The organism is Citrobacter sp. Cpo126 (assembly GCF_030332445.1).
Taxonomy (GTDB): Bacteria; Pseudomonadota; Gammaproteobacteria; order Enterobacterales; family Enterobacteriaceae; genus Citrobacter; species Citrobacter portucalensis.
This window is the reverse complement of record NZ_JAOWHT010000020.1, coordinates 148,896-173,011: the sequence shown is the minus strand read 5'-3', so window position 1 is coordinate 173,011 and position 24,116 is coordinate 148,896. Positions and strand designations below refer to the sequence as shown.

The window sequence follows — 24,116 nt, the reverse complement described above, 5'->3', positions numbered from 1 at the left end:
TCACGCGTCAAAATAACCCCAGTTGTCCTGTGAGTAGTGTAGCAAAATTATCGTCAATAAAGGGAAGAATTCCCTCGGCAACGGGTTGGATCTGGCGGGTCAGATAATGCTCGTAATCGAGCGCAGATAGCTGATAATCAACAGGTTCAGGGCCATTAACCGTCCAGACATATTTTATGGTTCCGCGATTCTGATACTGCGGTGGACGCCCCAGTTTTACATTCTGCTCATCGGCGAGTCGCGCGGCACGAACGTGTGGTGGAACATTTCGCTGGTATTCGCTTAACGGGCGGCGCAGGCGCTTGCGGTACACCAGTTGTTCATCCATTTCACCAGCCATCAGACGGTCAATAGTCTCACGAACAAACTCCTGATAAGGTTCGTTACGAAAAATTCGTAGGTATAGCTCCTGCTGAAACTGTTGGGCTAGCGGCGTCCAGTCGGTTCGTACCGTTTCCAGTCCCTTAAACACCATACGTTGCTCAGCACCGTCCTGAATCATCCCCGCATAGCGTTTTTTACTGCCGGTATCTGCACCGCGAATGGTCGGCATCAGAAAGCGACAAAAATGGGTTTCAAATTCCAGCTCCAGCGCGCTGGTCAGATTTTGTTGCTTCAGCGATTGCGCCCACCAGGTGTTGACATAGCTCACCAGTTCCCGACCAATTCGGGCTGCATCGTCTTCTGAGTGCGCCTTTTTCAGCCAGACAAAGGTGGAATCGGTATCGCCATAAATGACATCGTAACCCTGAGCCTCAATTAACGCTTTGGTCTGGCGCATGATCGCATGGCCGCGCATGGTAATGGACGAGGCCAGTCTCGGGTCGAAAAAGCGACAGGCGGTGGTGCCCAGCACGCCGTAAAATGCGTTCATGATGATTTTCAACGCCTGCGAGAGTGGCTTATTGCCGCGGTGTTTTGCTTCTTCGCGCCCGTGCCAGATCTGAGTAACGATTTCCGGCAGGCAGTGCTTTTCGCGTGAAAACCAGGCGTCAAGGAAACCTTCGGTGCTGTGTTCCGGATCCGGCTGCGCCATCCCTTCGATAAGCCCCACCGGATCGATTAAAAAAGTACGAATTATTGAGGGATACAGGCTTTTGTAATCCAGCACCAGTACGGAGTCGTATAAGCCTGGGCGCGAGTCCATCACGTAGCCGCCGGGGCTGGCGTGCGCGGGAACTTCCCCCAGATTTGGCGCCACGTAACCCGCCCGGTGCATGCGCGGAAGGTAGAGGTGGCCGAAGGCGGCAACCGAACCACCGTGACGGTCGACCGGTAGGCCGTTGACCGTCGAGCGCTCCAGCAGAAAAGGCATGATCTCGGTTTTATGAAAAATACGCGTGACCAACTCACAGTCTTTGAGATTGTAGGTGGCAAGCGCGGGCTTATCCTGGGCAAACCGACGGTCGATTTCGTCCATTCTGTCCCACGGATTATCAATCGACTTCCCTTCGCCCAGCAGCTCCTGTGACACTGTTTCCAGTGAAAATGACGAGAAATTCCAGAACGCGGATTTGAGCGCCTCAATACCGTCGATAATCAGGCGCCCCTTAGCCTGAGCGAAGAATACACCGTTCTTGAAGCCATGCTCGCGCCACTCAAGCTCGCTGCTATCACGACCAAAACGCAGGGGAATGCGGTAACGTTCGGCGTGCTTTTGCAGGACGCGTAAATCGAATTGCACGACGTTCCAGCCGATTATCACATCAGGATCGTGACGGGCAATCCAGTCATTGAGTTTTTCCAGCAACTGCGGGCGGCTTGCAACGTACTCAAGTTCAAAATCAAGCGTAGAGGCGTCGCCGTTTGCCGGGCCGAGCATGTAGACAATACGCTGCCCGCAGCCTTCAAGACCGATGCAATAGAGTTCGCCGTGGCGCGTGGTTTCAATATCCAGCGATACCCATTTTAGCGGTGGTCGATAGTCAGGGTTCGGCTTCAGGCGGGCATTCACCAGCATGTCATTATGTCTGTCGCCTTCGACCCAAACAGGGGAGGTGATAAAGCGCTCCATCAGATACCGCTCAGGTGGGCGTACATCGCCCTCATAGACGGTGACTGCGTTTTCGCGCAGCAGTTTTTCCAACCGCATGAGCTGGCGATGTGAGCGGCAATACAGGCCGGAAACAGGATGGCGGTGGAAGTCTTGCAATTGCAGCGATTTCAGGCGATAGCCGTTTTCAGTGCGTAATAATGACATTACGCGAGGAACCTGACTGGTGGGAATAAACGCGACCGACTCCTGAGGCGCGAGCGTGACCTGCAGCGGCCCATCGTCTGTCGCCAGCCAGAATGAGACCTCAGTTCCCTGCGGGGTGTCCCGCCAGTGCCGGGTTAAAATAAAACCTGCTTGCGCCACGCTGCGTATCCGTCAAAAAACTAGGCATTATTATAGCCTGGTTCTGATAGATTAGCTGTGATTTTATACAGTTGTCATGCTCAAAAGAGGTTACTGTCCGTAATACGCTTTAGCACCGTGTTTGCGCAAGTAGTGTTTATCTAGCAGGGTTTGTTGCATATCCGGCAGCTGCGGCGCGAGCTGCCGGCAGAAAATCCCCATATAGGCTACTTCTTCCAGCACGATGGCGTTATGCACCGCATCTTCGGCATTTTTTCCCCAGGCGAACGGACCGTGAGAGTGCACCAGTACGCCAGGCATCTGCGCTGCGTCAATGCCTTGTTTCTCGAAGGTTTCAACGATTACATTTCCGGTTTCCCACTCGTATTCACCGTTAATCTCGCTGTCGGTCATTTTCCGCGTACAGGGAATCGTGCCGTAGAAATAGTCCGCGTGGGTGGTGCCTGTCGCTGGAATTGACTGACCCGCCTGCGCCCAGATTGTCGCGTGGCGCGAGTGGGTATGAACAATACCGCCAATGCTCGGGAATGCCTGATATAACAAACGGTGTGTTGGAGTATCGGAGGAGGGCTTTTTCGTGCCTTCAACGACTTCCCCAGTGGCGATACTGACAACAACCATCTCGTCTGCGGTCATGACGCTGTAATCGACACCGGAAGGTTTAATCACAAACACGCCGCGTTCGCGATCGACGGCGCTAACGTTTCCCCAGGTCAGCGTCACCAGGTTGTGCTTTGGCAGCGCCAGATTCGCTTCCAGTACCTGACGTTTAAGATCTTCTAACATGATGCTCTCCGATGAATCTTGCCGGATGGCGCTACGCTTATCCGGCCTACAAATCGCACATTCTTGTAGGCCGGATAAGGTGTTTACGCCGTCATCCGGCAGTTGTTAACGTTTGAAGCCGTAATACACTTCGTTCCAGCGCAGCGCGTCCTTAAAGGCCGGCAGGCGGGTATCGTTATCGATCACCGCGATCTCGATATCGTGCATTTCAGCGAACTGACGCATGTCGTTCAGATCCAGCGCGTGGCTGAACACGGTGTGGTGCGCGCCACCGGCCAGGATCCAGGCTTCAGAAGCGGTTGGCAGATCCGGTTGAGCTTTCCACAGCGCGTTAGCGACAGGCAGTTTTGGCAGGGAGTGCGGCGTTTGTACCGTGTCGATGCAGTTAACCAGCAGGCGATAGCGATCGCCGAGATCGATCAGGCTGGCAACCACTGCCGGGCCGGTTTTGGTGTTGAAGATCAGACGGGCAGGATCGTCTTTACCACCAATGCCGAGGTGCTGTACGTCGAGGATCGGTTTCTCTTCCACCGCGATGGACGGGCACACTTCCAGCATGTGCGAGCCGAGCACCAGATCGTTGCCTTTCTCGAAGTGGTAGGTGTAATCCTCCATAAATGAGGTGCCGCCCTGCAGACCGGTTGACATCACCTTCATGATGCGAAGCAGAGCGGCGGTTTTCCAGTCGCCTTCGCCCGCAAAGCCGTAGCCTTGCTGCATCAGACGCTGTACGGCCAGACCCGGGAGCTGTTTCAGGCCGTGTAAATCTTCAAATGTGGTGGTGAAGGCGTGGAATCCGCCCTGTTCCAGGAAGCGCTTCATCCCCAGTTCAATACGGGCCGCTTCCAGGACGTTCTGACGTTTTTCGCCGTGGACTTGCGTCGCCGCCGTCATGGTGTAGGTGCTTTCGTACTCATCGATTAGCGCGTTGATTTCGCCGTCGCTAATTGCGTTCACTACCTGCACCAGATCGCCCACGGCCCAGGTGTTTACCGAGAAGCCGAACTTGATCTGCGCAGCGACTTTATCGCCATCGGTGACCGCAACTTCACGCATGTTGTCGCCAAAACGGCAGACTTTCAGGTGGCGGGTATCTTGTTTGGACACGGCCTGGCGCATCCAGGAGCCAATGCGTTCGTGCGCTTGTTTATCCTGCCAGTGGCCGGTGACCACGGCATGCTGCTGACGCATACGCGCGCCGATGAAGCCGAACTCACGACCGCCGTGCGCAGTCTGGTTCAGGTTCATAAAGTCCATATCAATGCTGTCCCACGGCAGGGCGGCATTGAACTGGGTGTGGAACTGCATCAGCGGCTTGTTGAGAATAGTCAGGCCGTTAATCCACATTTTGGCCGGAGAGAAGGTATGCAGCCAGACCACCATCCCTGCACAGCGATCGTCGTAATTCGCGTCACGACAGATAGCGGTAATCTCATCAGGGGAAGTGCCCAGCGGTTTTAATACCAGCTTGCAGGGCAGTTTGGCTTCAGTATTCAGTGCGTTAACGACGTGCTCGGCATGTTGGGTTACCTGACGCAGGGTTTCAGGGCCATACAGATGCTGGCTACCAATCACAAACCACACTTCATAGTTATCAAAAATCGTCATTGTCGTGTCCTTAATGTGTCAGGGTTGCCAGGTCTACCGGGGCTTGTTGCGCCGGAGCGGCAGTCGGAAGGTATTGCTGTTCAGCGCTTACTGCCCACTGCTGATAGCGGCGGTAAAGCTGTTCAAAACGTTGAGCCTGCTCTGGGCGAGGTTGCAGCGTGTTTTCCACGGCGCTTGCCATCTGCTGCTGAGCGGCAGGGATATCGGCGTGTACTTTCGCGGCAACGGCGGCGAAGATAGCTGCACCGAGTGCGCAGCACTGGTCTGAAGCGACAATCTGTAGCGGACGGTTCAGCACGTCACAGCAGGCCTGCATGATGACTGGGTTCTTGCGCGCGATACCGCCAAGCGCCATCACGTTGTTAACCGCAATGCCTTGTTCGGTGAAGCATTCCATGATGGCGCGTGCGCCAAAGGCCGTGGCGGCAATCAGACCACCGAACAGCGCTGGCGCATCGGTTGCCAGATTCAGGTCGGTAATGACGCCTTTCAAACGCTGGTTGGCATTCGGCGTACGACGACCATTGAACCAGTCGAGCACCACCGGCAGGTGATCCAGCGACGGATTTTTCGCCCATGCTTCGGTGAGCGCAGGCAGCAGCTGTTTTTGGCTGGCTTTAATCTGTGTTTTCAGTTCCGGGTGCTGCGCGGCAAGCTGTTCCAGCGGCCAGCTCAGCACGCGGCTAAACCAGGCATAGATGTCACCGAATGCAGACTGACCAGCTTCAAGGCCAATAAAATTAGGCACCACGCTGCCATCAACCTGGCCGCAAATGCCTTTCACCGCACGCTCGCCAACGCTTTGCTTGTCGGCAATCAGAATGTCGCAGGTTGACGTGCCGATGACTTTCACCAGCGTGTTAGGCTGCGCACCTGCGCCGACCGCGCCCATATGGCAGTCAAAAGCGCCGCCTGCAATCACCACACTTTCCGGTAGTCCCAGACGCTGTGCCCACTCGGCGCACAGGGTGCCAACCGGCAGATCCGCGGTGAAGGTATCGGTAAACATTGGGTATTGCAGATGGCGGTTGAGGATGGGGTCGAGTTCGTCAAAGAAACTGGCTGGCGGCAGACCACCCCAGCTTTCATGCCACAGGGATTTATGCCCGGCGCTGCAGCGACCGCGACGAATATCCTGTGGGCGTACGGTGTTGGAGAGCAGGGCCGGAACCCAGTCGCATAGCTCAATCCACGAAACCGCAGCCTCGGCAACTGCGTGGTCCTGACGAGTGACATGCAGGATTTTGGCCCAGAACCATTCGCTGGAATAAATGCCGCCGATATAGCGGGAGTAATCGATCTTGCCCGGTGTATGGCACAGGCGGGTGATTTCTTCGGCTTCTTCTACTGAGGTGTGATCTTTCCACAGGACAAACATCGCATTCGGGTTTTCCGCGAACTCCGGACGCAGCGCCAGTACATTACCGTCTGCATCGATGGGTGCCGGGGTTGAGCCGGTACTGTCAACGCCAATACCGACCACTTCCGCGCGCTGCTCAGCGCTCAGTTCGGCCAGTACGGTTTTCAGCGCCGCTTCCATGGATTCAATGTAGTCGCGCGGATGATGGCGAAACTGGTTGTTTGGGCCATCGCAATACTGCCCTTCCTGCCAACGTGGGTACCACTCAACGCTGGTGGCGATCTCTTCGCCGGTGGCACATTCCACCGCCAAAGCGCGTACTGAATCACTACCAAAATCGAGGCCAATTGCAATCGCCATCGTCTTACTCCATCCAAAAATACGGGTATGGATAAACAGTAGTGAGTAGCGATAAAAACCGTCAGGCAGGATCCGCTAATCTTATGGACTAAAATGCTGTGGCATCACAAAGTGTGACGCTGTGCAAATAATCAATGTGGACATTTCTGCCGTAGTTATAGACACTTTTGTTAGCCGATTTTGACGTTGGCGTAGTACATGTTTTTTACAAAGAGCTTTTCACAAGCGGGGTTGGTGGTCCATTGCCGCAAATACAGCGGCCCGCAGGGGCGACAGCGATGATGTCTGGCGTAATATGGACAAATTGTTTCTTGGCAGGACGTAGGGAGTATTGAAATTATGGCTGAAACGCAAAACGATCCCCTGTTGCCTGGTTATTCGTTTAACGCGCATTTGGTGGCCGGATTAACCCCCATTGAGGCGAACGGATACCTGGATTTTTTTATCGACAGGCCGCTGGGTATGAAGGGTTATATCCTCAATCTCACCATCCGTGGCGAAGGGGTTATCAATAATCAGGGCAAGCAATTTGTCTGCCGGCCTGGCGATATTCTGTTGTTTCCTCCTGGAGAAATTCACCACTACGGGCGCCATCCTGATGCCAGCGAGTGGTATCACCAGTGGGTTTACTTTCGACCGCGCGCCTACTGGCAGGAGTGGCTGACCTGGCCGGCCATTTTTGGCCAGACCGGTTTTTTCCGCCCGGATGAAGCACATCAGCCGCATTTTAACGAGCTGTTTGGGCAAATAATTAACGCTGGGCAGGGAGAAGGTCGTTATTCCGAACTGCTGGCGATTAATTTACTGGAGCAGTTGTTGCTCCGACGTATGGAAGCCATCAATGAATCGCTACACCCGCCCATGGACAACCGCGTCCGTGATGCCTGCCAGTACATCAGCGATCACCTGGCGGACAGCAATTTTGATATCGCCAGCGTCGCGCAGCACGTCTGCCTGTCGCCTTCCCGTTTGTCGCATCTGTTCCGTCAGCAGTTGGGGATCAGCGTATTAAGCTGGCGCGAGGACCAGCGCATCAGCCAGGCGAAGCTACTGCTGAGTACCACACGTATGCCTATCGCCACCGTAGGTCGCAATGTTGGTTTTGACGACCAGCTCTATTTCTCTCGTGTTTTCAAAAAATGTACCGGTGCCAGTCCGAGCGAGTTTCGCGCTGGATGTGAATAAAAAGTGAATGATGTATCCTGAAAGTTGTCATAACTCGCAATCTATTCAGACAATTGATGGCTTGACGAAGTTGAGAGGGGTTATCAAAATCCCTGCTTCGTAAATTTGACGGACACATTATGCAAGCATTGCTGGAACACTTTATTCTCCAGTCCGCCCTGTACTCTCTGATCGCCGTACTTCTGGTGGCTTTTTTGGAGTCGCTGGCGCTGGTTGGTCTGATTCTGCCCGGGACCGTGATGATGGCGGGGTTGGGCGCGCTGATTGGCAGCGGCGAACTGAACTTCTGGCATGCCTGGCTTGCGGGCATTGTCGGCTGCCTGTTGGGGGACTGGATCTCCTTCTGGTTGGGCTGGCGCTTTAAAAAGCCGCTGCACCGTTGGTCGTTCATGAAAAAGAACAAGGCGTTGCTGGATAAAACCGAGCACGCCCTGCATCAACACAGCATGTTTACCATTCTGGTAGGCCGTTTTGTCGGGCCGACGCGCCCGCTAGTGCCGATGGTAGCAGGCATGCTGGATCTGCCTGTCGCTAAATTTATCGTCCCGAATATTATTGGCTGCGTGCTGTGGCCACCGTTCTACTTCCTGCCGGGGATCCTGGCGGGAGCGGCAATTGATATCCCTTCTGATATGCAGAGCGGGGATTTTAAATGGTTGCTGCTGGCGACGGCGGTGTTGCTCTGGGTGGGCGGCTGGTTTTGCTGGCGGCTATGGCGTAGTGGCAAAGCGGCTGTTGATCGCTTAACGGCGTATTTCTCCCGCAGCCGTTTGCTGTATCTGGCGCCGTTAACGCTCGGGATCGGCGTGGTCGCGCTGGTGGCGTTACTGCGCCATCCGCTGATGCCGGTGTATATCGACATTCTGCGTAAGGTTGTAGGTTACTGACGATACCTTTGCCGGATGGCGGCTTCGCCTTATCCGGCCTACAAAATGTGCGACCTACAGGCCGGATAAGGCGTTCACGCCGTCATCCGGCAACGCATTATGCTTTAATGCCCAATAGCGCCGAGGCGCTGGCGTTGCCGCTTAACAGATCGTCCGTTTTGCCCTGCCACGCGATGCGCCCGTCGGCGACCACAATCGAGCGGGACGCAATTCGCGCGGCATCTTCTACGCTGTGAGAAACCATCAGCAACGTCAGCTGCTTCTCGCGACAGACTTCGGCGACCAGCGTTAGCATCTCCTGGCGCAGCGCGGGATCGAGCGCTGAGAACGGTTCATCAAGCAGTAAAATAGGTTGTTCTCGCACCAGACAACGCGCCAGCGCCACGCGCTGCCGCTGCCCGCCGGAAAGCTCACCGGGGAGGCGTTCCAGCAGAGAGTCGAGTCCCATTTGTTGAGCGATGTGGTGCATTTTCTCCCGCTGCGATGTGTTCAGCTTCAATCCCGGATTCAGGCCCAGGCCGATGTTTTGCTGTACGCTCAGATGGCTGAACAGGTTATTTTCCTGAAACAGCATGGAAACAGGACGGCGTGAGGGCGGCGTGGTGGTGTGATCTTCACCGTCAATCATCATGGTACCGCTGGCAGGCGTGAGAAAGCCGGCAATCAGATTCAGCAGCGTACTTTTCCCGGCGCCGCTGGGCCCGAGTACAGCTATTTGCTCACCGCGCGTGACCGACAGCGTAAAGCGCATAGGCAAATGGTGATACAGCCATGTGATATCAATCAGTTTTAACATTTCGACCCGGCAATTTCTCAATAACGGTAAAAAGCGTAAAGCACAGGATCAGCAGTAATAACGCCGTAACTGCGCCATCCTGACTGCGATAAGAGCCAATCTGCTGATATAAATAAAATGGCAGGGTACGGAAATCCTCATTACCAAATAATGCCACTACGCCAAAATCGCCGATCGACAGGACGCAGGCAAACGCCATCGCCTGCGCCAGCGGGCGCTTCAGGGCTCGCAGTTCAACCACTTTCAGGCGCGACCATCCCTCAATACCCAACGACTGGCACAACATACTGTAGCGCGCAGTGACGTCACGCATTGGGTTTTCCAGCACTTTCAGCGCGTAAGGGATCGCCATCAGCGCATTGGTAAAAATGACAATGCCGTCGGCAGATTCAGGAAGCCCAATGGTATTATTGAGCAGTAGAAAGAAGCCGGTTGCCAGCACGATGCCCGGCATGGCGAGGATCATCATGCCGCTCAACTCCAGCATCTGACCTGCCAGCAGTTGCTGTCGGGCACGAAGTTCACGACTGCTCCATAACAGCATCATAGTGAGCACGACGCATAACGCTCCTGCTGCTAATGCGATGCGCAGCGAGGTTCCCAGCGCCTGCCACAGCACTGGCTGCATCAGTACATCCAGAACATGGCGGTTTAAGCCATCGACAATCACCGCCAGCAGCGGCGGCAGTAACAGCAACAGGGCAAGAATAATCAGGATTGCATCAGCCAGTCGGCTGTGCAGGCGATCGTCGGGATCGCGCCAGCCTTGTACCAGGGTAGCACCGGGAGCAATCGCGCGGCTCAGACGTTGACTGAGGAGCACCAGCGCCAAACAACAAACCATCTGGATCAACGCCAGCATGGCTGCGCGGGCAGGATCGTAATCAAAATTCAGCGCCTGATAGATAGCCAGCTCGATGGTGGTGGCCTGTGGCCCGCCGCCAAGCGACAGAACGGTGGCGAAACTGGCGAAGCACAGCATAAAGATGAGTGCCGCGACGGGCAGGATCTGACGACGCAGCCATGGCCATTCAACAAAACGGAAGAAATGCCAGCCACGCATACCCAACTGAGCGGCTAACTGCCGCTGTTCGCCGGGAATATTCTCCAGCGACTGTAACAGCAGGCGGCTGGCCATCGGCAGATTGAAAAAGACATGCGCCAGCAGAATGCCCTGCAAACCGTATGGCGAAAACGTCCACTCCAGCCCGAATGTATGCCAGAGCGAGGCCAGCCAACCCTGGCGACCGTAGACGCTAAGAATACCGAATACCGCGACCAGCACTGGCAGGATTAACGTCATCGCGCACAGACGCAGCAGCGCCAGACGCCCTGGAAAACGACGACGATAGAGCGCTCTGGCAAGGAAAATCGCCGGGACAACCGACAGCACAGCGGATAAAAATGCCTGCCAGAAAGAAAAGCGCACCACGTGCCACAGGTAGTCATCTTGCCACAGCGAGAGCCACTCTCCCTGCGGGGCGTTAAACCACAGTGCCAAAAATGCGGCCAGGGCAACGGCCACCATCAGCGTGGCGGCGGTAAGCCCTGGAACCAGCCAGCCGGGGATTAGCGGCTGACGGCGCGTTGCCATTCGCTAATCCATGCCTGACGTTGAGCCGCAACCTGCTGCGGCGTAAATTCCAGCGCGGTGGCCGGTTTATTCAGTTGCTCGAATCCTGGCGGTAGGGCGACTTGCGTCACGGGATACATCCAGTTGCCGGTCGGAATCGCATTCTGGAATGCCGGGGATACCATAAACTTCAGGAATTTCTCGGCCAGTTCCGGCTGCTTGCTGGCCGCGGTACGGGCGGCGACTTCCACCTGCAAATAGTGGCCTTCGCTAAAGTCGGCTGCGGCGTAGTTGTCTTTTTTATCGGCGATGATGTGATAGGCCGGAGAGGTGGTGTAGCTGAGCACCAGATCGCTTTCACCTTTCAGGAACAGGCCGTAGGCTTCGCTCCAGCCCTTGGTGACGGTGACGGTTTTGGCTGCCAGTTTCTGCCACGCCTCTGGCGCTTTATCGCCATAGACTTTCTGCATCCATAGCAGCAGACCCAATCCCGGCGTGCTGGTGCGCGGATCCTGATAAATGACGCGCCATTTTTGGTCGCTCTCTACCAGTTCTTTCAGGCTTTTGGGCGGATTCTTCAGCTTGTTCTTATCATAAACGAAGGCGAAATAGCCGTAATCAAACGGAACGAAGGTATCGTTTTTCCAGCCGCCGGGTACGTTAACGGCGTCGTTTGCAACACCACTTTTGGCAAACAGTTTGGTTTGTGTAGCGGCTTCCAGAAGGTTGTTATCCAGACCCAGCACGACGTCGGCTTTGCTGTTTTTTCCTTCCATGCGCAAGCGGTTAAGCAGTGAGACGCCATCTTCCAGCGCCACCAGTTTTAGCTCGCAGTTGCAGTCAGCTTCAAAGGCTTTTTTGATTGTCGGGCCCGGGCCCCAGTCAGCTGCGAACGAGTCGTAGGTATAGACGGTCAGTACAGGTTTAGCGAAGGCAGGCGCTGCGCACAGCAGTATAAGCGGAAGACATTTTTTAAACACTTTGCACCTCAAGAGTTGGGTGGCAAAGGACTTGAGATAAGCCTCAAATCCCTTCGCCGGCATTATCCGGATCAGGTTCGACGGGTATCTCTCAGCCCATACACTTCATCATTCACGCTGCCTCTGTGTTGGCAGCGCTCGCTCACCCCAGTCACATAGTTATCTATGCTCCTGGGGACTCACTCGCTTGCCGCCTTGATGCATCATGAATGATCTTGTGTATGTTTTTTATTTAGCACCCCGTTGAGAACGGCGTTAGTGTAGTGATTTTGTTGCCGGGCAGCAATTAAGAGCTGGCTCTTATGGATCCGGCGGCGCAAACCACGCCGATTTAAAATCAAACCAGCCGAGGGTATTCATGCGCAGCCCGCGCATACTGCGCTGCCCCTGAATGATCAGCCAGTGGTGGATTAATGGCACAATGGCCTTTGTGGCGAGCAACTGTTGGCACCATGCCGCCAGGCTCATTTCGCCCGTTCGCCAGCGAGCCGCATCGTTTTCCCAGTCACGCGAGATACAGTTTTGCAGCAAAGGGACTTCGCACAAATGGGCGAACAGTGAGAAGTCCAGCGGGAGGGTAAAGTTGGCGCTGTTGAGCCAGATATCGCTGACGATTTCACCTGCATGCCACTGATCGTAGTCGATCTCCTGAATATTCAACTGTACCTGATGCTGCGCCAGCAACGTTTTCATGATCTGCGCGATAACCCGGTGTTCGATATGATCGCGATAGTAGGTGATTGTCAGCGTTTCCAGCCCGGCGGGTTTTTCACCATGGCCTGGTTTGGCGTGATGCCAGCGGGGAAGCAAACCGTAGGCGGGAAACCACAACCGCTGGTACTGTTCATCGGCGTGGCAGATTAAATTTGTTGGCGAGAGAACGCGGCTTGCCCACTCGCGAACCTCCTGATTAGCGCCACGGTGGCTACGAGCATCAAACAGCAGGTAGTAGCAGCCTTCTTCGAGGCGGCTTTCGATCGCCTTTTCATCCTCTGTGGGGCCTTTTAGCGTCAACCCGCCGCCCGGTTCTTCTCCGATATCGGGTAATACCCAAACGTTAACTTCGTCGATCAAGGCCCGGTAGCCAAAGTAATCATCAAATGCATGAATTTTCAGTTGGTTATTGGTGTTGCGCATTACCGCATACGGACCGGTACCAATCGGGTGACTGGAGAAGTTGTTTAGTGTTTCCCATTCTCGCGGCAGGATCATGGCGGGGACCTGCCCCAATAGCCAGGGAAGCCAGCGATCTGGCTGGGCCAGATGGATATCCAACGTCCAGGCCGTGGGAGAAACTATTTGCGTGATGTGCGAATACAGCGGCAGAGCGTTAATGCGCCTCAGCGAGGCGATAACATCTTCCATTTCCAGCTCGCGGCCATGATGGAAATGGATCCCCGGGCGCAGGAAGAACCGCCAATGCAAAGGTGAAATTTGCTGCCAGTGATGAGCAATGTCCGCTTCCAGTTCCCCATTTTCCTCATTTACCCGAATTAAGGCACTGAAGATTTGCCGGGCGATATGGGTTTCGGAGCGGCGTAATGCCGTGCCGGGGAGCAGGTTGTGCATGGGGCGATAATAGAGAACGCGCATGATATGCCGACCCTGGCGAAAGCTGCGGCCCAAGTGGGAGACCAGCATTTGCCGTACGGCCGTTTTGTCACCGACAAGCTGCACTAGTTGATCGATGCGATCCTGTTCCAGTAGGTCTTCCGCGCGCTGCTGCTGGAGCGCCAGCCCGGTATAGAGGAATGTCAGTCGCGAGCGTTTACCTCGTCCAACTTCAGCTTCCCACGTTAACCAGCCACGATCCTGCATGGTATTAAGCAGCGTACGCATATGGCGGCGCGAGCAGCTCAGCAGATCCGCCAGCTCGTTGAGCGTCGTGTCTTGCGTCTTGCCGTCACAGCATTGCCACAGACGGATGAACTGTTGTTGCAAACGACCAGAAGACATAAAAGGGGAACTCCTGCGGAAAACTCAGCAATTTTATAATCCCTATATTAAGCCAATAATAGATTCCGATGAAGCGATGAGACAACGAAGGGGTCATCTATGCGTCAGTTCTGGTTGAAGTACTTTACCGCGACAGAAAAATCGTCCTGGTTGGCTTGCCTGAGTGCCCCGCAGCGCTTAAAGATGCTCGAAGAGCTGATGCAGTGGGAGATGACATCTGACTCCTGAATTGGAAATTGCAGACATCATGTGTGACTGAGTATTGGTGTAAAATCACCCGCCAGCAGATTTTTTCTGCTGGCTTTTTTCGTATCAGCCCAGCCAATAGGGATAACAATGCTCTGGATTATGACCATGGGACGGCGCCTCAACGGCGTTTACGCGGCATTTATGCTGGTCGCTTTTATGATGGGCGTGGCGGGGGCATTGCAGGCACCCACGCTGAGTCTGTTCCTGAGCCGTGAGGTCGGGGCGCAGCCATTTTGGGTCGGGCTGTTTTACACCGTCAATGCGATTGTCGGGATCGTCGTCAGCCTTGGCCTCGCGAAACGATCCGACAGCCAGGGCGATCGACGCAAGTTGATCATGTTCTGCTGCCTGATGGCAATTGGCAATGCGTTGCTGTTTGCCTTTAATCGTCACTATCTTACGCTGATCACCTGCGGTGTGCTGCTGGCCTCGCTGGCGAACACCGCCATGCCGCAGCTGTTTGCGCTGGCGCGGGAATATGCTGATAACTCCGCGCGTGAAGTGGTGATGTTTAGCTCGGTGATGCGTGCGCAGCTTTCACTGGCCTGGGTAGTTGGCCCACCGCTGGCTTTTATGCTGGCGCTGAATTACGGCTTTACGGCGATGTTTTCCATTGCCGCAGGGATTTTTGCCATTAGCCTGGTGCTGATTGCGCTGATACTGCCGTCAGTTGCTCGGGTGGAGCAGCCTGTAGACGTGCCGCTGGAACAGACCGGTGGTTGGCAGGACAAAAATGTGCGTATGTTGTTTATTGCCTCCACGCTGATGTGGACCTGCAACACCATGTACATCATCGATATGCCGCTGTGGATAAGCCTCGAACTGGGCTTGCCGGACAAGCTGGCCGGGATTCTAATGGGGACGGCGGCTGGGCTGGAAATTCCGGCGATGATTCTGGCGGGCTATTACGTGAAGCGCTTTGGCAAACGGCGAATGATGATCGCGGCCGTCGCGGCAGGCGTGCTGTTTTATCTTGGTTTGATCTTCTTTCACAGCCGTACGGCGCTGCTGGTGCTGCAACTGTTTAACGCGGTATTTATCGGTATTATCGCCGGGATAGGCATGCTGTGGTTTCAGGATCTGATGCCCGGACGTGCGGGGTCAGCGACCACATTATTTACCAACAGTATTTCAACGGGAGTCATTCTGGCAGGGGTGATTCAGGGGGCTGTTGCGCAAAGCTACGGTCACTATGCCGTCTATTGGGTAATTGCGGTGATTTCGGTGGTGACGCTGTGGATGACCGGGCGGGTGAAGGATGTTTAGTCCGGTGCAGTCCCGGCGTTGCAGTGCTCGACCGGACGACATTTCGTATTCGCTTTTGTCGTTTTTGTAGGCCGGATAAGGCGTTTACGCCGCCATCCGGCAACCTGTCTTTATGGCCTGATCGCGTTACGCTTATCAGGTCTATCCCTCTTTTTTTCATCTTGCACGTAAATGTAATGTTGATCACATAACGATTATTTTCCTCTTCCTTGATCTTCTTTTTTCTACTGTTACGCGTATACAGTTACGCGTAACAGTTATTAAAAAAGGAGTTTTTTATGAAAAACCTATTCGACCTGACCGGCAAACGCGCGCTGATTACCGGTTCCGCTCAGGGCATTGGTAACCTGCTGGCCAACGGTCTGGCGGCGCACGGTGCTGAGATTGTGATTAACGATATTACCCAGCAGCGCGCTCAGGCGGCGGCGGACAAACTGGTTGCCGAAGGCTATCGCGCCGTTGGTTATGGTTTTGATGTCACCAACGGGGAAGAGGTTGCGCGCGCCATCGCGCAAATTGAAAAGGAAGTTGGGGCCATTGATATTTTAATTAACAACGCCGGAATTCAGCGTCGTTATCCCTTCACCGAATTCCCGGAGGCTGAATGGGACAAAGTGATTGATGTAAACCAGAAATCGGTCTTTCTGGTGTCGCAGCAGGTTTCCCGCTACATGGTGCAACGCCGCCGCGGGAAGATTATTAATATCTGCTCAATGCAAAGCGAATTAGGTCGTAAAACCATTACTCCATACGCGGCGTCAAAAGGCGCGGTCAAAATGTTAACCCGTGGCATGTGCGTGGAACTGGCGGAATACAATATTCAGGTCAACGGCATTGCTCCCGGCTATTTCGCTACCGACATGACCACCGCGCTGGTCAACGATGAAGCATTCTCCGCCTGGCTGTTCCAGCGCACGCCCGCCGCTCGCTGGGGTAACCCGGAAGAGCTTATCGGCGCGGCGGTTTATCTTGCCGCGCCCGCCTCTGACTTTGTGAATGGGCATCTTCTGTTTGTGGACGGCGGCATGCTCGCCGCGGTCTGATCAATAATGGGCCGCAACGCGCGGCCTGAGCGAAAACAATAATCCAAGGAGTGAGTATGAATATGCTCGCAAAACTGCCAGCGCGTCGCTGGTGGTATTTAATGCCGATTATTTTTATTACCTACAGCTTAGCTTATCTCGACCGCGCCAATTACGGCTTTGCCGCTGCCGCCGGTATTGAACATGACTTAGGAATTACTCAGGGAACAGCATCGTTAATTGGCGCGTTATTCTTCCTGGGCTATTTCTTTTTCCAGGTGCCGGGCGCGATATACGCCGTTAAGCGTAGCGTGCGCAAAATGATTTTTTACAGCCTGATCCTTTGGGGGCTTTGTGCCGCGGCGACCGGCTTTGTCAGCAATATCCCAACGCTGATGGCGATCCGCTTTATTCTCGGCATCGTCGAAGCAGCGGTGATGCCCGCGATGCTGATTTATATCAGCAACTGGTTTACCAAAACTGAACGCTCGCGCGCCAACACCTTTTTAATTCTCGGCAACCCGGTCACAGTGCTGTGGATGTCGATAGTCTCCGGCTACCTGATTGAAGCCTGGGGCTGGCGCGAAATGTTTATTATCGAAGGTATCCCGGCGGTGATCTGGGCGTTCTGCTGGGTGATTCTGGTACGCGACAAACCAGCGGAAGCGGGCTGGTTGAGCGAGCAGGAGAAACAGGCATTACAGCAGGCAATGGATCGCGAGCAGCGCGACATCAAACCGATGCGTAACTACGGTGAAGCGATGCGTTCACGCAGCGTCATTATGCTTTGCGCGGTGCATGCGCTGTGGAGCATCGGCGTGTATGGCTTCATGATGTGGATGCCGTCAATCCTCAAAAATGCGGCTCAGATGGACATTGTGGCGGTAGGCTGGCTGGCAGCGGTGCCGTATCTGGCGGCGATCTGCCTGATGCTGACCGTCTCCTGGCTGTCCGATAAGTTCCAGAACCGTAAGCTGTTTATCTGGCCGCTGCTGTTGATTGCCGCCATCGCGTTTTTTGCCTCGTGGCTGTTGGGCAACCAGTCCTTCTGGCTCTCCTACGCGCTGCTGGTTGTGGCCGCCGCCTGTATGTATGCGCCTTACGGGCCGTTCTTTGCGCTGATCCCCGAACTGCTGCCGCGCAACGTCTCCGGCGTGTCGATGGGGATGATCAACAGTTTTGGCGCGTTAGGGGCATTCCTCGGCGCGTGGCTGGTGGGTTATCTCAACGGTGTGACCGGCGGGCCGGGCGTCTCCTACACCTTCATGGCGATTGCTCTGCTGGCGTCGGTGGTGCTGATGTACTGCGTTCGTGCGCAAAATGAAACCACGTCGCCGTCGGCTGAGATGGCTACGCGTTAAGGTTGAGCGAGGAGTGCAGTCGCTAACCGGCTGTGATAAGGTTCTCTGCGAGCATAATGGGCTGTTGGTCGTAGAGAACCTCATGAAAAACAATCGGATGACATTACAGGATATCGCTAATCTGGCTGGGCTGAATAAGATGACGGTCAGCCGTTATCTGCGTGACCCGAATCAGGTGTCGCAACGCAGCCGCGAATTGATTTCGAAAGTGATGGAAGAGAACAACTACATCCCCAACCGCGCCCCGGAAATTCTGCTCAACGCACGCAGCAAAACCATTGGTGTGCTGATCCCCTCGTTTCGTAATCAGATCTTTGCCGACGTGCTGGCAGGGATTGAATCCGTCACCTCGGCCTGCCAGTACCAGACGCTGATCGCCAACTACGAATATGATGCCGAGCGTGAAGAACGCGAGGTGCTGAACCTGCTCTCTTACAATATCGACGGCCTGATCCTCACGGGAAAGCTGCATACCGAGCGGATGATCCAGTACGTGCGCGCCAGCGGCGTACCGGTGGCGGAACTGATGGATATTAGCGGCCAGTATCTTGATATACAGGTTGGGTTTGATAACGAAAAAGCCGCGTTTGAAATGACGCAGGCTTTTATCGACAGCGGTAAACGCAGCATTGCTTTCTTTGGCTCGATGGATGACCCCCGAGACCTTAGCCGTTTTCGCGGCACCGAGAAAGCGCTGGCGGCGCAGGGACTGGAAGCGTACCACCTGGCGCCAAAAACTATTTCGTCGGTGGCGCTGGGCCGCAAGATGTTCCAGCAGGCGATGGCGGAAAAGCCGGATATTGACGCTATTTTCTGTACCAACGATGACCTGGCGGTTGGCGCGCTGCTGGAGTGTCAGGCACAGCAGTACGATGTGCCGGGAAAAATGGCGATTGCCGGTTTCCACGGGCTGGAAATTGGCCGTGCGCGGCTGCAAAAAATCGCCAGCGTGATTACGCCACGCTTTGAGATTGGCAAAACGGCGGCGGATATTCTGATTAAGCGTTTGAACGGGAAAGATGCGCCGGGCAGCGTCAATCTTGGCTACCAAATCTATTACGGCGATACGCTGTAGGCGAAGAGAAAGGGCTGGCCACCGTGCGGTGACCAGCGGAAGAGATTACTGCATAAATGCTGGCTGCTTGTCTTCGTACTCGGTGATGGCCGCTTCATGCTGCAGCGTCAACCCGATGCTGTCCAGACCGTTCAGCATGCAGTGACGGCGGAAGTCGTCAATTTTAAAGCTGTAGGACTTATCGCCTGCTTTCACCACCTGCGCTTCCAGATCCACTTCAAATTTAATGCCCGGATTGGCTTTCACCAGCGCGAACATTTCATCAACCTGCGCGTCGCTCAGGGTCACCGGCAACAGTTGGTTATTGAAACTGTTGCCGTAGAAGATGTCGGCGAAGCTTGGTGCGATCACCACTTTAAAGCCGTAATCGGTCAGTGCCCACGGCGCATGTTCGCGTGAAGAGCCGCAGCCAAAGTTTTCCCGTGCGAGCAGAATTGATGCCCCTTTATATTCCGGGAAGTTTAAAACGAACTCAGGATTCGGCTGTTGGCCCTTTTCGTCCAGGAAACGCCAGTCGTTAAACAGATGGGCGCCAAAACCGGTGCGCGTAACCTTCTGCAAAAACTGTTTAGGGATAATTGCGTCGGTATCAACGTTGGCGGCATCCAGTGGGACAACCAGGCCGGTATGCTGGGTAAATTTCTCTGCCATGGTAGTTTCCTTATTTGATGCTGCGAATGTCGGCAAAATGACCGGTAACGGCGGCAGCGGCGGCCATGGCCGGGCTGACTAAATGCGTGCGACCACCGCGGCCCTGACGGCCTTCAAAATTACGGTTGCTGGTGGATGCGCAGCGTTCGCCTGGGTTCAGGCGGTCATTGTTCATCGCCAGGCACATGGAACAGCCCGGTAAACGCCATTCAAAACCGGCTTCGATAAAGATCTTATCCAGACCTTCTGCTTCCGCCTGCGCTTTCACCGGACCAGAGCCCGGCACCACCAGTGCCTGCACGCCCGGCGCAACTTTGCGCCCTTTGGCGATTTCTGCCGCGGCGCGTAAATCTTCAATACGCGAGTTGGTGCAGGAACCGATGAACACTTTATCGATAGCCACTTCCGTTAACGGAATACCCGGTTTCAGCCCCATATACGCCAGCGCTTTTTCAGCTGATGCACGCTCAACGGGATCGGCAAATGACGCCGGGTCGGGAATATTATCGTTCACCGAGATGACCTGACCCGGGTTTGTTCCCCAGGTGACCTGCGGAGCGATCTCTTCTGCCTGCAGGGTAACGACGGTATCAAACGTCGCGTTGTCGTCGGTTTTCAGGGTTTTCCAGTATGTAACCGCGTGGTCAAAATCCTCGCCCTTCGGTGCGTGTAAACGACCCTGAACATAGTTAAAGGTCGTTTCATCCGGTGCAACCAGACCCGCTTTGGCGCCCATTTCAATGGCCATGTTGCACAGGGTCATCCGGCCTTCCATGCTCAATGCACGGATGGCTTCGCCACAAAACTCAACCACGTGTCCGGTACCGCCTGCGCTACCGGTTTTACCGATAATCGCCAGCACGATATCTTTGGCGGTAATGCCAGCGGCTGCTTTACCGTTGACTTCAATCTTCATGGTTTTGGCGCGCCCCTGTTTCAGGGTCTGCGTCGCCAGAACGTGTTCAACTTCAGAGGTGCCAATGCCAAACGCCAGTGCGCCGAACGCGCCGTGTGTAGCGGTGTGGGAATCGCCGCAGACGATGGTCATACCCGGCAACGTCACGCCTTGTTCTGGTCCCATCACGTGAACGATACCCTGATACGGATGGTTCAGGTCGTACAGCTCGACGCCAAATTCGTTACAGTTCTTAATCAGCTCCTGCATCTGGATGCGCGCCATCTCACCCGACGCGTTGATGTCTTTGGTTTGGGTCGAGACGTTGTGATCCATGGTGGCAAAGGTTTTACCTGGCTGGCGCACCTGACGGCCATGCGCGCGCAGACCATCAAACGCCTGCGGAGAGGTCACTTCATGCACCAGATGCCTGTCGATGTACAACAGTGGGGTTTCGTTTTGCGCCTCAAAGACGACGTGCGCATCAAACAATTTTTCGTACAACGTTTTGGCCATGATTACACCCCTTCTGCGACGTAACGGGCAATGATGTCGCCCATTTCATCGGTACTGACTGCGGCAGCGCCACGGGCTAAGTCACCGGTGCGAATGCCTTCTTCTAATGCGCGGTTGATGGCGCTCTCAATTGCGGTTGCCGCATCATTGGCATCCAGGCTGTAGCGCAGCAGCAGCGCCAGCGACAGGATCTGGGCGATAGGGTTGGCAATATTTTTCCCGGCGATGTCCGGGGCGGAGCCGCCAGCAGGCTCGTACAAACCGAAGCCCTGCTCATTCAGGCTGGCGGACGGTAACATGCCCATTGAACCGGTGATCATGGCGCACTCATCAGACAGAATGTCACCAAACAGGTTAGAGCACAGCAACACGTCGAACTGGGATGGATCTTTAATTAATTGCATAGTCGCGTTGTCGATGTACATATGCGCCAGCTCAACGTCCGGGTATTCATTAGCAATTTCATTGACAATTTCGCGCCACAGAATAGACGTTTGCAGTACGTTAGCTTTATCAATCGACGTAACTTTACGGCGACGTTTGCGAGCGGATTCAAACGCGATACGCGCAATACGTTCGATCTCGAAACGGTGATAAACCTCGGTATCAAAAGCTTTTTCATGTTGTCCGCTGCCTTCGCGGCCTTTTGGTTGACCGAAGTAAATCCCGCCAGTCAGTTCGCGTACGCACAGGATGTCGAAACCGTTCGCGGCAATATCTGCGCGCAGAGGGCAAAACGCTTCCAGCCCCTGGTAGAGCTTAGCCGGGCGCAGGTTGCTGAATAATTTGAAGTGCTTACGCAATGGCAGCAGTGCGCCACGCTCTGGCTGCTGGTTTGGCGGCAGGTTTTCCCATTTCGGGCCGCCAACGGAGCCAAACAGAATGGCGTCAGCTTGTTCACAGCCTTCAACCGTTGCAGGTGGCAGCGGCTGACCGTGGTTATCGATCGCGGCACCACCCACGTCGTAGTGGCTGGTGGTAATGCGCATGTTAAAACGGTTGCGGATTGCGTCCAGTACCTTCAGGGCTTGCGCCATTACTTCCGGGCCAATACCGTCACCCGGCAAAACAGCAATATGATAATTCTTCGACATCACACGGTTTCCTTGTTGTTCTCGTTGTTCTGAGCTTTGCGTTGCAATTCTTTTTCGACTTCTTCGGCGCGCCAGATGTTGTTCAGCACATGCACCATCGCTTTAGCAGAAGATTCGACGATATCTGTCGCCAGACCGACGCCGTGGAAACGACGACCGTTATAGTTGGCAACGATATCCACCTGACCCAGCGCATCTTTACCGTGCCCTTTGGCGGTCAGGCTGTATTTCACCAGTTCGATGTTGTACTCAGTTACACGGTTGATGGCCTGATAAATAGCATCGACCGGACCGTTACCGTTCGCCGCTTCGGCTTTGACTTCGTCACCGCAGGCCAGCTTGACGGAGGCGGTGGCGATGTCGTTTGAGCCGGACTGCACGCTGAAGTAATCCAGACGGAAATGCTCTGGTTCTTCCTGCTGTTTATTAATGAAGGCCAGCGCTTCCAGGTCGTAATCAAATACCTGACCTTTTTTATCCGCCAGTTTCAGGAATGCGTCATACAGGTTGTCCAGGCTGTATTCATTTTCTTTATATCCCATCTCATCCATACGGTGTTTCACCGCGGCGCGTCCGGAACGGGAGGTCAGGTTCAACTGTACCTGGTTCAGACCAATGGATTCAGGCGTCATGATTTCGTAGTTTTCACGGTTTTTCAGTACGCCGTCCTGATGGATGCCGGAGGAGTGGGCAAAGGCGCCGCTACCGACAATGGCTTTGTTTGCCGGAATTGGCATGTTGCAGATTTGGCTGACTAACTGACTGGTACGCCAGATCTCCTGGTGATTGATGCGGGTCTGTACATTCAGGATATCTTTACGCACCTTGATCGCCATGATCACTTCTTCCAGTGAGCAGTTACCGGCGCGTTCGCCGATACCGTTCATCGCGCCTTCCACCTGACGCGCTCCGGCGTGAACGGCTGCCAGTGCGTTGCCTACGCCCAAACCCAAATCATCATGGGTGTGTACGGAGATGATGGCTTTATCGATATTTGGTACGCGTTCATACAAGCCAGAAATGATTGCCCCAAATTCGAAAGGCATGGTGTAACCGACGGTATCAGGGATGTTAATGGTTTTGGCACCCGCGTTAATAGCAGCTTCAACAACGCGAGCCAGATCGGCGATAGGGGTACGGCCTGCATCTTCGCAGGAGAACTCCACGTCATCGGTATAATTACGCGCACGCTTAACCATGTAGACCGCGCGCTCAATGACCTCATCCAGCGTACTGCGTAATTTCGTCGCGATGTGCATCGGCGAGGTGGCGATAAACGTATGAATACGGAAAGCTTCAGCGACTTTCAGCGATTCTGCAGCGACGTCGATATCTTTTTCTACGCAGCGGGCTAAGGCGCAAACGCGGCTGTTTTTAACCTGACGAGCAATGGTCTGAACTGACTCAAAGTCGCCCGGTGAAGAAACGGGGAAACCTACTTCCATCACGTCAACGCCCATACGCTCAAGGGCCAGCGCAATCTGCAGTTTTTCTTTCACACTCAGGCTTGCCTGTAACGCCTGTTCACCATCGCGTAAGGTGGTATCGAAAATAATGACTTGCTGGCTCATGGTTTAGGTCCTTGGTTACTTAGGGCGCCTTGCTTCGAGCATAAAAAAACCCGCGCAACGGCGCGGGTTTTTGTCTTAACTGGAGCTGACTTAATGCTGAATGTCGTCCACCAGTCTACCGCGCAATGAAGATGCGTTTAGTAGTAGTAGACCGTTAAAACGAGCAATGTAAGTCATCAATTAAGCTCCAGGCGAATGCGATATGCTTTTAGTGGTACTGGATATGAAGACTGATGTCAACCCTCACCTCTGCAAATGCCTTACTTGAGGGGAGAAGTTTCTGCAAAACTTAAGCGAATTGTGCTGAATTTTTCGGAGTACATAAAATTAATCAGTTGATGGTTGTACATACTTTTCATGGTTTGACATATTTGAGCATAATTATTTGCATTTATTGTAACGGCGAACTGAAGAAAAGGTCGCTCTTGGGATTTCATATCTTTATGATTTGACTGTTTTTATAGTAATCGTGAATGGCTATGTGCGGTATGACTCCACATAATTGATAAATTAATGTTAACTTTTAATGTATTAATAATATAAACATTTAATTAAAACTTAAATAC

Annotated in this window: 20 protein-coding genes; 7 read left to right on the top strand and 13 right to left on the bottom strand. The window is 54.2% G+C overall.

Features of this window, described 5'->3' with window-relative positions; genetic code table 11:
* Nucleotides 1-7: 7 nt before the first annotated feature.
* The 4 genes from polB to araB all read right to left on the bottom strand — a co-directional run bounded on the left by polB (nt 8) and on the right by araB (nt 6,473).
* A complete protein-coding gene (polB, locus tag OGY17_RS01565; protein WP_286606279.1) occupies nt 8-2,359 on the bottom strand; it encodes a DNA polymerase II in 2,352 nt (783 codons plus the stop codon).
* Nucleotides 2,360-2,449: 90 nt separating this feature from the next.
* Nucleotides 2,450-3,145 carry an L-ribulose-5-phosphate 4-epimerase gene (gene araD, locus OGY17_RS01560; RefSeq protein ID WP_286606277.1) on the bottom strand — a complete coding sequence of 232 codons (696 nt, stop codon included), beginning with the start codon at nt 3,143-3,145 and terminating at the stop codon, nt 2,450-2,452.
* Nucleotides 3,146-3,250: 105 nt separating this feature from the next.
* A complete protein-coding gene (gene araA / locus OGY17_RS01555) occupies nt 3,251-4,753 on the bottom strand; it encodes an L-arabinose isomerase (RefSeq protein ID WP_003829590.1) in 1,503 nt (500 codons plus the stop codon).
* A gap of 10 nt (nt 4,754-4,763) precedes the next feature.
* Nucleotides 4,764-6,473: a ribulokinase gene (araB, locus tag OGY17_RS01550; RefSeq protein ID WP_103285774.1), complete on the bottom strand. Its 1,710-nt coding sequence runs from the start codon at nt 6,471-6,473 to the stop codon at nt 4,764-4,766.
* Between the two features lie 339 nt (nt 6,474-6,812).
* Here araB and araC point away from each other — a divergent pair, with 339 nt between their 5' ends.
* Both araC and OGY17_RS01540 read left to right on the top strand, forming a co-directional pair.
* Nucleotides 6,813-7,658: an arabinose operon transcriptional regulator AraC gene (gene araC, locus OGY17_RS01545; protein WP_003829586.1), complete on the top strand. Its 846-nt coding sequence runs from the start codon at nt 6,813-6,815 to the stop codon at nt 7,656-7,658.
* 119 nt (nt 7,659-7,777) lie between these two features.
* A complete protein-coding gene (locus OGY17_RS01540) occupies nt 7,778-8,545 on the top strand; it encodes a DedA family protein (RefSeq protein ID WP_125362743.1) in 768 nt (255 codons plus the stop codon).
* Between the two features lie 97 nt (nt 8,546-8,642).
* Here the strand turns inward: OGY17_RS01540 and thiQ are convergent, their stop codons facing one another.
* The 4 genes from thiQ to sgrR form a co-directional block, all read right to left on the bottom strand.
* Nucleotides 8,643-9,341: a thiamine ABC transporter ATP-binding protein ThiQ gene (thiQ, locus tag OGY17_RS01535; protein ID WP_032942352.1), complete on the bottom strand. Its 699-nt coding sequence runs from the start codon at nt 9,339-9,341 to the stop codon at nt 8,643-8,645.
* Nucleotides 9,325-10,935 (bottom strand): thiamine/thiamine pyrophosphate ABC transporter permease ThiP, encoded by a 1,611-nt coding sequence (gene thiP, locus OGY17_RS01530; protein ID WP_079937100.1) that lies wholly within the window; start codon nt 10,933-10,935, stop codon nt 9,325-9,327. Before thiP ends, thiQ begins: the two co-directional genes overlap by 17 nt.
* Nucleotides 10,911-11,894, bottom strand: a complete 984-nt coding sequence (thiB, locus tag OGY17_RS01525; RefSeq protein WP_286576401.1) for a thiamine ABC transporter substrate binding subunit — start codon at nt 11,892-11,894, stop codon at nt 10,911-10,913. The genes thiP and thiB overlap by 25 nt, the downstream gene beginning before the upstream one ends.
* 300 nt (nt 11,895-12,194) lie before the next feature.
* Nucleotides 12,195-13,850, bottom strand: coding sequence for an HTH-type transcriptional regulator SgrR (sgrR, locus tag OGY17_RS01520; protein WP_191215169.1), 1,656 nt, complete (start codon nt 13,848-13,850; stop codon nt 12,195-12,197).
* A 99-nt stretch (nt 13,851-13,949) separates the two neighbouring features.
* Between sgrR and sgrT the strand changes: the two genes are divergently transcribed.
* The 5 genes from sgrT to idnR all read left to right on the top strand — a co-directional run bounded on the left by sgrT (nt 13,950) and on the right by idnR (nt 18,823).
* Nucleotides 13,950-14,078, top strand: a complete 129-nt coding sequence (gene sgrT, locus OGY17_RS01515) for a glucose uptake inhibitor SgrT (RefSeq protein ID WP_020996233.1) — start codon at nt 13,950-13,952, stop codon at nt 14,076-14,078.
* A 108-nt stretch (nt 14,079-14,186) separates the two neighbouring features.
* The gene (locus OGY17_RS01510) at nt 14,187-15,365 is read left to right on the top strand and encodes a sugar efflux transporter (protein WP_048214949.1); all 1,179 of its coding nucleotides are present in this window, start codon (nt 14,187-14,189) and stop codon (nt 15,363-15,365) included.
* Nucleotides 15,366-15,643: 278 nt separating this feature from the next.
* Complete coding sequence (gene idnO / locus OGY17_RS01505) at nt 15,644-16,408, top strand: gluconate 5-dehydrogenase (RefSeq protein WP_003829575.1); 765 nt, start codon at nt 15,644-15,646, stop codon at nt 16,406-16,408.
* Between the two features lie 56 nt (nt 16,409-16,464).
* Complete coding sequence (locus tag OGY17_RS01500) at nt 16,465-17,748, top strand: MFS transporter (RefSeq protein WP_191215168.1); 1,284 nt, start codon at nt 16,465-16,467, stop codon at nt 17,746-17,748.
* An 82-nt stretch (nt 17,749-17,830) separates the two neighbouring features.
* Nucleotides 17,831-18,823: a DNA-binding transcriptional regulator IdnR gene (gene idnR, locus OGY17_RS01495; RefSeq protein WP_032944294.1), complete on the top strand. Its 993-nt coding sequence runs from the start codon at nt 17,831-17,833 to the stop codon at nt 18,821-18,823.
* A 45-nt stretch (nt 18,824-18,868) separates the two neighbouring features.
* Here the strand turns inward: idnR and leuD are convergent, their stop codons facing one another.
* The 5 genes from leuD to leuL all read right to left on the bottom strand — a co-directional run bounded on the left by leuD (nt 18,869) and on the right by leuL (nt 23,727).
* Nucleotides 18,869-19,474 (bottom strand): 3-isopropylmalate dehydratase small subunit, encoded by a 606-nt coding sequence (gene leuD, locus OGY17_RS01490; RefSeq protein WP_003829572.1) that lies wholly within the window; start codon nt 19,472-19,474, stop codon nt 18,869-18,871.
* Nucleotides 19,475-19,484: 10 nt separating this feature from the next.
* On the bottom strand, nt 19,485-20,885 hold the full coding sequence (leuC, locus tag OGY17_RS01485; protein ID WP_032942358.1) for a 3-isopropylmalate dehydratase large subunit: 1,401 nt from the start codon (nt 20,883-20,885) through the stop codon (nt 19,485-19,487).
* A gap of 2 nt (nt 20,886-20,887) precedes the next feature.
* Entirely contained in the window at nt 20,888-21,979 is a 1,092-nt protein-coding gene (gene leuB, locus OGY17_RS01480) for a 3-isopropylmalate dehydrogenase (RefSeq protein ID WP_003829570.1), read from the bottom strand.
* Entirely contained in the window at nt 21,979-23,550 is a 1,572-nt protein-coding gene (gene leuA / locus OGY17_RS01475; protein WP_008786191.1) for a 2-isopropylmalate synthase, read from the bottom strand. The genes leuB and leuA overlap by 1 nt, the downstream gene beginning before the upstream one ends.
* 90 nt (nt 23,551-23,640) lie before the next feature.
* Entirely contained in the window at nt 23,641-23,727 is an 87-nt protein-coding gene (gene leuL / locus OGY17_RS01470) for a leu operon leader peptide (RefSeq protein WP_048998978.1), read from the bottom strand.
* Nucleotides 23,728-24,116 lie beyond the last annotated feature (389 nt).

Bases quoted from the DNA above. Each gene is read 5' to 3' on its own strand.
- araD (WP_286606277.1), bottom strand. From the start codon at position 3,145: ATGTTAGAAGATCTTAAACGTCAGGTACTGGAAGCGAATCTGGCGCTG.
- araA (WP_003829590.1), bottom strand. From the start codon at position 4,753: ATGACGATTTTTGATAACTATGAAGTGTGGTTTGTGATTGGTAGCCAG.
- araB (WP_103285774.1), bottom strand. From the start codon at position 6,473: ATGGCGATTGCAATTGGCCTCGATTTTGGTAGTGATTCAGTACGCGCT.
- araC (WP_003829586.1), top strand. From the start codon at position 6,813: ATGGCTGAAACGCAAAACGATCCCCTGTTGCCTGGTTATTCGTTTAAC.
- OGY17_RS01540 (WP_125362743.1), top strand. From the start codon at position 7,778: ATGCAAGCATTGCTGGAACACTTTATTCTCCAGTCCGCCCTGTACTCT.
- thiQ (WP_032942352.1), bottom strand. From the start codon at position 9,341: ATGTTAAAACTGATTGATATCACATGGCTGTATCACCATTTGCCTATG.
- thiP (WP_079937100.1), bottom strand. From the start codon at position 10,935: ATGGCAACGCGCCGTCAGCCGCTAATCCCCGGCTGGCTGGTTCCAGGG.
- sgrR (WP_191215169.1), bottom strand. From the start codon at position 13,850: ATGTCTTCTGGTCGTTTGCAACAACAGTTCATCCGTCTGTGGCAATGC.
- sgrT (WP_020996233.1), top strand. From the start codon at position 13,950: ATGCGTCAGTTCTGGTTGAAGTACTTTACCGCGACAGAAAAATCGTCC.
- OGY17_RS01510 (WP_048214949.1), top strand. From the start codon at position 14,187: ATGCTCTGGATTATGACCATGGGACGGCGCCTCAACGGCGTTTACGCG.
- idnO (WP_003829575.1), top strand. From the start codon at position 15,644: ATGAAAAACCTATTCGACCTGACCGGCAAACGCGCGCTGATTACCGGT.
- OGY17_RS01500 (WP_191215168.1), top strand. From the start codon at position 16,465: ATGAATATGCTCGCAAAACTGCCAGCGCGTCGCTGGTGGTATTTAATG.
- idnR (WP_032944294.1), top strand. From the start codon at position 17,831: ATGAAAAACAATCGGATGACATTACAGGATATCGCTAATCTGGCTGGG.
- leuD (WP_003829572.1), bottom strand. From the start codon at position 19,474: ATGGCAGAGAAATTTACCCAGCATACCGGCCTGGTTGTCCCACTGGAT.
- leuC (WP_032942358.1), bottom strand. From the start codon at position 20,885: ATGGCCAAAACGTTGTACGAAAAATTGTTTGATGCGCACGTCGTCTTT.
- leuB (WP_003829570.1), bottom strand. From the start codon at position 21,979: ATGTCGAAGAATTATCATATTGCTGTTTTGCCGGGTGACGGTATTGGC.
- leuA (WP_008786191.1), bottom strand. From the start codon at position 23,550: ATGAGCCAGCAAGTCATTATTTTCGATACCACCTTACGCGATGGTGAA.
- leuL (WP_048998978.1), bottom strand. From the start codon at position 23,727: ATGACTTACATTGCTCGTTTTAACGGTCTACTACTACTAAACGCATCT.